General features: G+C 48.4%; 9 protein-coding genes. All 9 read left to right on the top strand.

Going from position 1 to position 11,577, the window contains the following annotated elements; genetic code table 11:
* The first annotated feature begins 10 nt into the window (after window positions 1-10).
* The 9 genes from ACQ5BJ_RS09225 (at window position 11) to pyrE (ending at window position 11,555) form a co-directional block, all read left to right on the top strand.
* Complete coding sequence (locus tag ACQ5BJ_RS09225; protein ID WP_262867012.1) at window positions 11-973, top strand: RluA family pseudouridine synthase; 963 nt, start codon at window positions 11-13, stop codon at window positions 971-973.
* Between the two features lie 183 nt (window positions 974-1,156).
* Window positions 1,157-2,410, top strand: coding sequence for an LL-diaminopimelate aminotransferase (locus ACQ5BJ_RS09230; RefSeq protein ID WP_289354984.1), 1,254 nt, complete (start codon window positions 1,157-1,159; stop codon window positions 2,408-2,410).
* 358 nt (window positions 2,411-2,768) lie between these two features.
* Window positions 2,769-3,311, top strand: a complete 543-nt coding sequence (gene pyrR, locus ACQ5BJ_RS09235) for a bifunctional pyr operon transcriptional regulator/uracil phosphoribosyltransferase PyrR (RefSeq protein WP_005548102.1) — start codon at window positions 2,769-2,771, stop codon at window positions 3,309-3,311.
* 5 nt (window positions 3,312-3,316) lie between these two features.
* Window positions 3,317-4,225: an aspartate carbamoyltransferase catalytic subunit gene (locus ACQ5BJ_RS09240; protein ID WP_268622573.1), complete on the top strand. Its 909-nt coding sequence runs from the start codon at window positions 3,317-3,319 to the stop codon at window positions 4,223-4,225.
* A 97-nt stretch (window positions 4,226-4,322) separates the two neighbouring features.
* The gene (locus tag ACQ5BJ_RS09245; protein ID WP_289354986.1) at window positions 4,323-5,597 is read left to right on the top strand and encodes a dihydroorotase; all 1,275 of its coding nucleotides are present in this window, start codon (window positions 4,323-4,325) and stop codon (window positions 5,595-5,597) included.
* A gap of 81 nt (window positions 5,598-5,678) precedes the next feature.
* On the top strand, window positions 5,679-6,809 hold the full coding sequence (locus tag ACQ5BJ_RS09250) for a carbamoyl phosphate synthase small subunit (RefSeq protein ID WP_005548108.1): 1,131 nt from the start codon (window positions 5,679-5,681) through the stop codon (window positions 6,807-6,809).
* Between the two features lies 1 nt (window position 6,810).
* Complete coding sequence (gene carB / locus ACQ5BJ_RS09255; RefSeq protein ID WP_430109991.1) at window positions 6,811-10,029, top strand: carbamoyl-phosphate synthase large subunit; 3,219 nt, start codon at window positions 6,811-6,813, stop codon at window positions 10,027-10,029.
* A 147-nt stretch (window positions 10,030-10,176) separates the two neighbouring features.
* Window positions 10,177-10,917 carry an orotidine-5'-phosphate decarboxylase gene (pyrF, locus tag ACQ5BJ_RS09260; RefSeq protein WP_430109988.1) on the top strand — a complete coding sequence of 247 codons (741 nt, stop codon included), beginning with the start codon at window positions 10,177-10,179 and terminating at the stop codon, window positions 10,915-10,917.
* On the top strand, window positions 10,917-11,555 hold the full coding sequence (gene pyrE / locus ACQ5BJ_RS09265) for an orotate phosphoribosyltransferase (protein WP_005548113.1): 639 nt from the start codon (window positions 10,917-10,919) through the stop codon (window positions 11,553-11,555). The genes pyrF and pyrE overlap by 1 nt, the downstream gene beginning before the upstream one ends.
* Window positions 11,556-11,577 lie beyond the last annotated feature (22 nt).

The raw sequence follows: 11,577 nt of genomic DNA on the forward strand, positions 1-11,577 counted from the left end.
CATAAGCACAATGACAGATGAAAAAAACGTACAACCACAAACGGGGGATGAAGGGCGTGAGCCATACATATGGAGGGTAGAACCTGCTCATGCGAAGGATCGGATTGATAAATTCATTACCGAATCCATTGAAGAGGATGTCTCTCGATCACAAGTACAGCTCTGGATTCGTGATGAGCATGTACTCGTCAATGGTCAGCCTGTAAAATCGAATTACAAGGTGGCTGTGGCTGATGTCATTACATTAACGATGCCGGAGCCAGCCTCAGCTGACATTATTGCTGAGGATATCCCTCTTGATGTGTATTATGAAGACAAGGACGTTATTGTCATTAATAAGCCGCGCGGAATGGTTGTCCACCCAGCGCCAGGGCATACTTCAGGTACCGTCGTCAATGCATTGATGCATCATTGCCGTGATTTGTCCGGTATTAACGGTGAGCTTCGACCAGGAATTGTCCATCGAATTGATAAGGATACCTCGGGCTTATTAATGGCAGCCAAGCATGATCGCGCACATGTTCATTTGGCAGAGCAGCTAAAAGAACACTCAGTTATGCGTAAATATGTTGCACTTGTGCACGGAAATGTGCCCCATGATCAAGGAACGGTTGATGCGCCAATTGGACGGGATACCCATGACCGCAAGATGTATACCGTAACAGAGAATAATAGCAAGCATGCAGTGACCCATTTTAAAGTATTGGAACGGTTTGGAGATGCAACGCTTGTTGAATTGCAATTGGAAACCGGGCGTACGCATCAAATACGTGTGCATATGAAGTTTATTGGTCACCCATTAGTAGGCGATCCGATGTATAGCCGGGGGACTCGTGGATTGACAATGAATGGGCAGGCCTTGCATGCGATGACGCTTGGCTTCGTACATCCAACGAGTGGGGAAACCTTGGAATTCCATGCTCCGATCCCTGAGGATATGGAGAGTCTGCTGCACTCGATTCGTAATAGATAATCATATTATGCAAATTAAACCATGGTTTTTGGTTAAAATACGGTTCCTTTATTGATATATTTGTGAAAAAAGTGCAAATAGTATTGAAGATCATTCATTCCTTTTGTCGTCAAAATCGAACATAGTTATTACAGTGGCATCATAACCGATATAAGATTGATGCAAAAGAAGGAGCTGTATGGGATGACGACAAAATACTATCAAAACACATATATTCAGCATACATTTGCAGACCGGATTGGCGGATCCAATTATGGAAAGGATACAAATATTTATAAGTTTGAGAAAATCAAACGGGCCAAGATTGCTGCCAAATTGCAATACCCTGACGTTGAACTAATTGATATGGGTGTTGGCGAGCCGGATGAGATGGCAGATGCGGGAATCGTAGCTACATTGGCTGAAGAAGCAGCCAAGCCCGAAAATCGCGGCTACGCAGATAATGGTATCTCGGAATTCAAGCACGCTGCTGCAAAATATTTGCAGGAAGTGTTCCATGTTGAGGGAATTGATCCAGATACAGAGATACTTCACTCTATCGGAACGAAGCCTGCATTAGCCATGCTTCCTTCTTGTTTTATTAATCCAGGAGATATTACGATCATGACGGTTCCTGGCTATCCAGTAATGGGAACACATACGAAATATCTGGGTGGAGAGGTTTACAACATTCCGTTAACCGCGGACAATCATTTCCTGCCTAATTTGGATGCGATTCCGGAAGAGATATGCAAGCGAGCGAAGCTCTTATATTTGAATTATCCAAACAACCCAACTGGCGCTGTAGCGACAGTTGAGTTTTTCACGAAAGCCATTGCTTGGGCGAAGCAGCATCAGGTTATTATCGTTCATGACGCTCCTTATGCGGCATTGACATATGACGGCAATAAGCCGCTTAGTTTCTTGAGCGTACCGGGTGCCAAAGATGTAGGCGTAGAGCTCCATTCCCTGTCCAAGTCGTACAATATGACAGGATGGCGCATTGGATTCATTGCTGGTAATCCGCTGATTGTGAAGGCATTCGGAGATGTTAAAGATAATAATGATTCCGGTCAATTCATCGCGATCCAAAAGGCTGCTGCGTACGGGCTTGCTCATCCAGAGATTACAGAAGCAATTGGGGCCAAGTATTCCCGCCGTCATGATTTGCTTGTTGCCGCGCTGAATGAGGCAGGCTTCCATGCTGTTAAACCACAAGGCTCCTTCTTCTTGTATGTTGAGGCTCCTAAAGCGGTGCAAGGCGGGCCGGAATTCCATACAGCAGAGGATTTCTCCCAATATTTGATCCGAGAGAAATTGATCTCTACCGTCCCATGGGATGATGCAGGCCGTTTTATTCGTTTTTCTGTAACGTTCCAAGCACAAGGCGAAGCGGAAGAAAAGCGGGTTATGAATGAACTGAAGCGTCGACTGATGGATGTAGAATATATTTTCTAGTATTTGTTTGCAAGTAATAACTTGACATGTAACGTGAGAAGTGGGATAATCCAGTTAATCAAATAAGACCTTTAAATCAGTCCCGAGAGGCTGGCAAGGTAACGCTCGTTTACGAGAAAGAACACGTGAAGAGCGGAAGGAAGAAGTGTATCCGTCAGAGGCCGAGAGCTATGATGGAACGCGAACAGCTTCTTCGTTCTGCGCTCTATCTTCATGCGGATTCTTTCCGCGCATATCGTGAATGCACACAACTCCTTGCCTCCGGGCAAGGAGTTTTTTTGTATCTGCGCACACTATCGATATACAGTCTTGCCCTAACTTATATAAGGGCTGGAATACGGAAGGAGACAATGAAGAAATGAGCAATACCGAGTTCAACGTTATTATGGATGAAGCTGCAATACGGCGGGCACTGACAAGGATCGCACACGAGATTCTGGAGCGAAATAAAGGCATTGACAACTGTGTACTTGTCGGAATACGGACAAGAGGGATATTCTTCGCAAGGCGAATCGCGGAGCGAATCCAACTGATCGAAAATGAGACAATTCCTGTTGGAGAGCTTGATATCACGAGATACCGAGATGACAACAAGCGCGATGAACGGGAGACGGCTGACATTAGCGATCCATTTCCAATACAGGATAAGAAAATTATCCTGTGCGACGATGTGCTCTACACTGGCCGGACGATTCGTGCGGCAATGGATGCGCTCATGGATCAGGGAAGACCGCAAATGATTCAACTGGCGGTACTGGCAGACCGGGGACATCGTGAGCTGCCGATACGACCTGATTATGTTGGCAAAAATGTACCGACTTCGCGCACGGAAGAAATTGAAGTCGCCTTGAAGGAATTAGACGGCGTCGATGAAGTGAAAATCGTACACCACAGGGGGTAACAACAATGTCAATTCAGATGGAACGATCGGTAAAAGACCGCAGTCTGCTCGGCTTAAAGTCGTTAAGCAGATTCGAAATCGAATCGATTCTGAATCGTGCCGCACATTGGGATGAACAGCATGTCAAAGTTCAGAATGTGTTGAAGGATAAATTTGTAGCCAACATGTTTTTTGAGAACAGCACCCGCACCCGCTGTTCGTTCGAAGTAGCCGAGAAGCGCCTTGGCGCTGAGGTTATCAACTTCTCAACATCAGCATCGAGTGTCGAAAAGGGAGAATCCATCTACGATACGGTTCGAACGCTAGAATCGATGGGTATGGATGCAGGTGTTATCCGCTTGAAGCCGATTGGGCTCTTGGAACAAATTGCGGAGCGTGTCAAGATGCCGCTTATAAACGCAGGGGACGGCAATAACGAGCATCCAACGCAAGCGCTGCTCGACCTGTACACGATGCGCAAACATTTCGGACAGCTGGATGGTTTACATGTCGCGATTGTCGGAGACATAGAGCACAGCCGGGTAGCACGTTCAAATCTATACGCGCTGCGCAAGTTCGGAGCGAACGTAAGCTTCTGTGCACCAGATAACATGCGCGCACATGATTTGGATGCACCGTATGTCACGATGGGTGAGGCTCTTCAAGCCGACGTTGTGATGATGCTCCGCGTACAACTTGAGCGCCACGAATCGGAAGTTATGCACTCAACAGAGGCGTACCGGGCAGAGTACGGCTTAACACTTGAACGCGTCGCACAGATGAAGAAACATTCGATTATTATGCACCCGGCGCCAGTCAACCGCAATGTAGAAATTGACGACGAGGTTGTCGAGGCTGAATCGGCACGAATTTTCGAGCAGATGGCTAACGGCGTTCCGGTGCGAATGGCCGTATTGGAAAGAGCATTAGTATAAAGTGTAAACCAATCATAAACAATTTCTTTCAATCGATAGAACAAGCATACTAAGCGGAGTAACGCTTCAAAATGGCATCGTAAGGAGAGAGAAACCGATGATCGTGTTGAAAAATGCAAAGATATTAAATACCGAAGGCGAATTGGTGGACGTTAACATCTGGATGGAAGACGGAATCATCCGTAAAATCACGAATCTCGAGGAAGCTGTTCCTACGGACGCAGATGTGCAAGATGTTGAAGGCAAATTCGTATCGGCAGGCTTCATCGATATGCACGTCCATTTGAGAGAGCCTGGCTTTGAACATAAAGAAACGATTGCAACAGGTACTCGCTCCGCAGCGAAGGGCGGATTTACAACAATCGCATGCATGCCGAATACGCGGCCAGTAACCGATACGCCGGAAACGGTGCAGCTTATTCTCGATAAAGCAGAGCAGGAAGGTTCGGTTAAGGTGTTGCCTTACGGCTCGATTACGAAAAATGAGCTTGGAAGAGAACTCACAGACTTTGTAGCCTTGAAAAACGCTGGAGTCATTGGCTTCACTGATGATGGGGTCGGCGTACAAAATGCACAAATGATGAAGGATGCGATGAACTGGGCCAAAGAGCTGGATATGCCGGTGATCGCACATTGTGAAGACGACTCCCTTGTTAAAGGCGCAGCAGTAACGGATGGGGTTTTCGCCCGCAAGCATGGATTGAAAGGAATTCCGAATGAATCTGAAGCGATTCATGTAGGTCGAGATGTGCTTCTGGCAGAAGCAACAGGAGTTCATTACCACATATGCCATGTCAGTACGGAGCAGTCGATACGGCTTATCCGCCAAGCGAAGCAAATTGGTGTAAAGGTAACTGCCGAGGTATGTCCACACCACCTGCTGCTTTCGGATGAAGATATTCCGGGTATGGATGCGAATTGGAAGATGAACCCTCCGCTGCGCTCGCCTCGAGATGTTGAGGCCTGCATTGAAGCGCTGGTGGATGGCACAATCGATATCATCGTCACAGACCATGCGCCGCACACCGAAGAAGAGAAGGCAAAAGGAATGGAGCTTGCTCCATTCGGAATTGTCGGATTGGAAACAGCATTCCCGCTTCTCTATACGAAATTCGTAGCGACTGGAAAGTGGCCGCTGTCCTTGCTTGTCAATCGAATGACGAGTGACCCGGCAAGAACGTTTGGTTTGAATACCGGGCGTATTGAGGAAGGCGCGCCAGCTGACCTTACCGTTATTGATTTGGATACTGAACGTCAGGTTAACCCGGATGAGTTCTTAACAAAGGGACGCAATACACCATTTACCGGCTGGAGCCTAAAGGGATGGCCGATGAAGACATTCGTCGATGGTCGTCTCGTATGGAGCAACTAACGAGATTACGAGTAACAAAATATAGATAGATGAAGACAAGCAACGGGAAGTGCATAAGATGGAGAGCGAGGAGTGACGAACATGCAAGCAAGATTGTTGTTGGAAGATGGTACCCTCTTTACAGGAACAGGGTTCGGAGCAGATGGTGAGTCTGTAGGCGAGGTTGTATTTAATACAGGGATTACAGGATACCAAGAGGTATTGTCCGACCCATCTTACTGTGGACAGATTGTAACGATGACTTATCCGCTAATTGGTAACTACGGCATTACGCGCGATGATTTCGAATCGATTCGCCCTTATGTGAACGGGTTCGTCGTGCGCAGACATGAAGAAGTGCCTAGTAACTGGCGCGCTGAATATTCAGTAGACCGACTGCTGAAAGAGTACAGCATCGTAGGAATCAGCGGCATTGATACACGCATGTTGACTCGCAAGCTTCGTCACTTCGGTACGATGAAGGGGTTGCTGACAACAGGCAGCCAATCTATTGAAGAGTTGAAGGAAATGCTCGGAGTCAGTGAGTTGATGCGGGATCAGGTAGCACGTACTTCGACAAAGCAGCTCTTCTCCAGCCCTGGTGATAAAGAACGAATCGTTCTCGTCGATTTTGGTGCGAAAAGCGGTATTGTGCGCGAATTGACGAAGCGCGGATGCGATGTAGTTGTCGTTCCTCATGATACAACAGCAGAGGAAATTCGTCGCCTGCGTCCAGACGGGATTCAATTGTCCAACGGCCCTGGGGATCCGAAGGATGTCCCTCATGCTGTAAAGATGCTACAAGAGCTTCTTGGAGAGTACCCAATCTTCGGCATCTGCTTAGGACACCAATTGTTCGCGCTCGCTTGCGGAGCAGACACAGGCAAGCTGAAATTTGGCCATCGCGGCGGCAACCATCCGGTTAAGGAGCTTGCAACGAATCGCTGCTATATTACTTCTCAAAACCATGGATATACGGTTCTGGAAGACTCGGTGCAAGGCACGGAGTTGAAGGTCACGCATATCAACAATAACGATAAAACGATTGAAGGACTTGCGCATGTGAAATACCCGGCCTTCTCGGTGCAATATCATCCAGAAGCAGCTCCTGGTCCGCATGATAGCAGCTACTTGTTCGACCAATTCATCGATATGATTCGTGAGCATAAACGCAATCAACCTAAGGTTCCGAGACAAGCGGAACTCGTAGCACAGCTGAAAGGGGAACTATAAAATGCCGAAAAATAAAGACCTCAAGAAAATCCTTGTTATCGGATCAGGCCCGATTGTTATCGGTCAGGCAGCTGAGTTCGACTATGCAGGAACACAAGCATGTGAAGCCTTGAAAGAAGAAGGCATGGAAGTCGTTCTCATTAACAGCAACCCTGCTACGATTATGACAGACACGAATATGGCAGATAAGGTATACATCGAGCCAATTACACTAGAATTCGTTACTCAAATCATTCGGCAAGAGCGCCCAGATGGGTTGCTTCCAACCTTGGGCGGGCAAACAGGCTTGAACATGGCAATGGAGCTTGCTCGTGCCGGCGTGCTTGAGCAAGAGAACGTCAAGCTTCTTGGTACACAGCTTGATTCCATTGAGCGTGCAGAAGACCGCGACTTGTTCCGCGACCTGATGCGCGAATTGGAGCAGCCGGTGCCAGAGAGTGTTATCGTCAATTCGGTACAGGAAGCGGTTGACTTCGCGAACACGATTGGATACCCAATTATTGTCCGTCCTGCTTATACGCTCGGCGGAACGGGTGGCGGTATTTGCGCGAACGAAGAGGAACTGCGCGATACAGTAGCATCAGGCATCCGCTACAGTCCAATTGGACAATGCTTGATTGAAAAGAGCATCGCTGGCATGAAGGAAGTCGAGTACGAGGTTATGCGTGACGCGAATGACAACTGCATCGTGGTCTGCAACATGGAAAACTTCGACCCAGTAGGCGTCCATACAGGTGACAGTATCGTAGTTGCACCAAGCCAAACGCTGTCGGATCGCGAGTATCAAATGCTGCGCTCCGCATCACTTAAAATCATCCGTGCGCTCAACATTGAGGGTGGATGTAACGTTCAGTTCGCGCTGGATCCACACAGTTATCAATACTATGTCATTGAGGTAAACCCTCGTGTCAGCCGTTCTTCTGCGCTCGCTTCGAAAGCAACAGGTTATCCGATTGCGAAGATGGCGGCGAAAATCGCAGTTGGCTACACACTCGACGAAATCGTGAACCCAGTTACGGGTCAAACATACGCATGCTTTGAACCTACGCTCGATTACATCGTATCGAAGATTCCGCGCTGGCCGTTCGATAAATTCACACAAGCGAACCGCAAGCTCGGTACGCAAATGAAAGCAACTGGCGAAGTCATGGCAATTGGGCGTACCTTTGAAGAATCCATACACAAGGCAATCCGTTCCCTAGAAATCGGCGTGCATCGCTTGAAGTTGAAAGGTACAGAAGAGCTGGATAAGGAAACGCTGGAATATCGTCTAAAAACACCAGATGATGAGCGTATGTTCTTGTTGGCAGAAGCGTTCCGCCGCGGCTACACACTGCAGCAGCTCCAGGATTTGACGAAAATCGACTGGTGGTTCCTTGACAAGCTGGAGGGCATGGTCAAGTTCGAAGGTCGTATTCGCGGAGAAGAAACTTTGTCTGAGCAAACATTGAACGAAGCGAAGCGCATGGGTTTCACAGACCGCGCGATTGCTGAGCTGCGCAGCGAAGGCCAGCCAGGCGGAGCTTGCACGAAGGAAGCAGAGGTTCGTGAATATCGGGAACAGCAAGGCTTGAAGCCTGTATATAAAATGGTAGATACATGTGCCGCTGAATTCGAAGCGACTACACCGTACTACTACTCCACATATGAAGTAGAAAATGAAGTAATAGAGTCCAATAAAGAAAAAATCGTCGTGCTCGGCTCCGGTCCAATCCGTATCGGTCAAGGTATCGAGTTCGATTACTCGACTGTACATGCAGTATGGGCAATTCAAGATGCAGGATATGAAGCAGTAATCATCAATAACAACCCTGAAACCGTATCGACAGACTTCAATACATCGGATCGCTTGTACTTCGAGCCGCTCTTCTTCGAAGACGTTATGAATGTTATCGAGCAAGAGAAGCCGGTAGGGGTTATCGTCCAGTTCGGTGGACAAACAGCGATTAACCTTGCAGCGCCACTTGCTGCTGCGGGTGTGAAAATTCTCGGTTCGAGTCTGGAAAGCATTGATGAAGCAGAAGACCGTAAGAAATTCGAAGCCTTGCTATCGCGCCTGCATATTGCACAGCCGCAAGGCAGCACGGTTACATCTGTCGATGAGGCAGTAGGAACGGCACAAACTCTTGGCTACCCGGTGCTCGTTCGTCCATCATATGTCCTTGGCGGACGCGCGATGGAAATCGTGTACTCCGATCAAGAGCTGCTCACATATATGGAGCAAGCAGTGAAAATCAATCCGGAGCATCCGGTTCTGATTGACCGCTACATGCTCGGCAAGGAAGTAGAAGTCGATGCAATTTGCGACGGCGAGACAGTGCTTATCCCGGGTATTATGGAGCATGTTGAGCGCGCAGGGGTACACTCCGGCGACTCGATTGCGGTATACCCGCCGCAGCATCTGTCGGAAGAGCTGAAGCGGCAAATCGTCGATGTTACGATTCGCATCGCGAAGGAACTGAAGACGGTCGGTTTGATTAACATCCAGTTCGTTATCTTCAACGACCAAGTATATGTTATCGAAGTGAATCCTCGCTCCTCGCGTACGGTTCCATTCCTAAGTAAAGTTACAAACGTTCCAATGGCGAATGTTGCAACAAAGCTTATCTTGGGTGCGAAGCTGAATGACCTTGGTTATCAAGAGGGCTTGTGGCCAGAAGATGATCATGTATCGGTTAAGGTTCCGGTGTTCTCGTTCGCGAAGCTGCGCCGAGTTGAACCGACACTTGGCCCTGAGATGAAATCAACAGGAGAAGTAATGGGTCGCGACAAGCAATATGCGAAGGCATTGTACAAAGGCCTCATCGGCTCCGGAATGAAAATTCCTTCGACTGGTGCCATCATCTGCACGGTAGCAGACAAGGACAAGGAAGAAGCGGTAGAGTTAATGCGCGGATTCGCAAGCCTTGGCTACAAAATTATCGCAACAGGCGGAACAGCGGTTGCACTTGAAAATGCAGGCTTGAGCGTTACCCATGTGAAGAAGCTGACAGAAGGCTCGCCTAACATCCTGGATCTCATCCGCGGAGGAGAAGCGCACTTTGTTGTCAATACCTTGACGAAGGGTAAAACACCAGAACGCGATGGCTTCCGCATTCGCCGCGAAGCAGTAGAGAACGGCGTAGTCTGCATGACATCGCTAGATACTGTACGCGCACTGCTGGGCATGCTGGAGCAAATCAACTTCTCATCCCGCGCAATGCCGGTTGTTCAGAAGTAATCATCGAAGAAATCATCGAAGAAATAGACGAGTATCGTCTCACAATAGAAGCAAATTCGAGGAGGCCGCAAGGCCTCCTCGGAGTATGAATAGGCAGTGGACGAAACATGGAGCCAAAGTACGAAATAAATGCGAAGAGGTGTCAAGATGAACAAGCGATGGAGCGAGGCAGAAGCGGCGGGCAAAATTATGGTCGCACTGGATTATCCGAATGCAGACGCAGCAAAAGAACTGCTGCAGCAGCTGCAAGGAATCCCTTGTTATATGAAGGTAGGTATGCAGCTGTTCTATGCGGCTGGCCCAGCGTTTGTTCGCGAACTGAAGGATAATGGATATAAAGTGTTTCTCGATGTGAAAATGCATGATATCCCGAACACGGTCAAGGGTGGAGCGAACAGTATTACGAAGCTAGGCGTCGATATGTTCAATGTCCATGCCGGCGGCGGAGCCACTATGATGTCGGCTGCTGTTGAAGGTGTTGAGGCAGCGCTGGCTGAGTATCCGGAGCTGAAGCGTCCGGTTGTCATCGCTGTTACACAATTGACGAGCACCAACGAAAAGGTCATGAATGAGGAGATTGGTATTGCTGGAAATGTAGCCGACACGGTTGTACGCTATGCGAAGTTGACAAAGCAAGCAGGGCTTGATGGGGTTGTAGCATCCCCTCAGGAGGTAGCGGCGATTAAGTCAGCCTGCGGCGAAGATTTCCAAACGATTACGCCGGGGATTCGCCCGGCTGGCAGTGCACTGGGAGATCAATCCCGTGTCATGACGCCTGGACAAGCATTTGAACAAGGAACGGATTATATTGTGGTCGGTCGCCCAATTACGGCCGCGCCGAATCCGCGCGAAGCAATTCTATCTATTATAAAGGAGCTATTAAACTAATGACTACAACGAACCTGGAACGCACAATTGCACAGCATCTGTTAACTATCCAAGCGGTAGCACTTCGTCCGAATGAGCCTTTTACGTGGACATCCGGCATTAAATCCCCGATTTACTGCGACAATCGCTTAACGATGTCCTATCCGGAGATTCGAAACGCCATTGCAGAAGGCTTTGCTTCCTTGGTGAAACAATATGCTCCTGATGCAGAAGTCATCGCAGGTACAGCTACAGCAGGCATTCCCCATGCTGCATGGGTGGCAGACAAGCTTGGCTTGCCAATGGCTTACATCCGCGACAAAGCAAAAGGTCATGGAAAGCAAAATCAAATTGAAGGGATCATCCGACCTGGTCAAAAGGTTGTTGTCATTGAGGACTTGATTTCCACTGGCGGCAGTTCTTTGAAGGCGGCCCTTGCAGTAAAGGAAGCGGGAGCTGAACCTTTGGCGGTATTGGCTATCTTCAGCTATCAACTGGAAAAAGCAACATCGGCCTTCGCAAAAGCGGGAATTCCGCTGCAGACGCTGTCAAATTATTCGGCGCTTATTCAAACAGCGCTTGAGCAAGGTGTTATTGAGCCCGCGGATATGGATGTGCTGCAAGCATGGCGCCATGATCCAACAACATGGGGAAACTAGAAAGATAACGAGTTTGATATCA

This window comes from Paenibacillus sp. B1-35 (genome assembly GCF_050474385.1).
Classification (GTDB): Bacteria; Bacillota; Bacilli; order Paenibacillales; family Paenibacillaceae; genus Paenibacillus_B; species Paenibacillus_B alvei.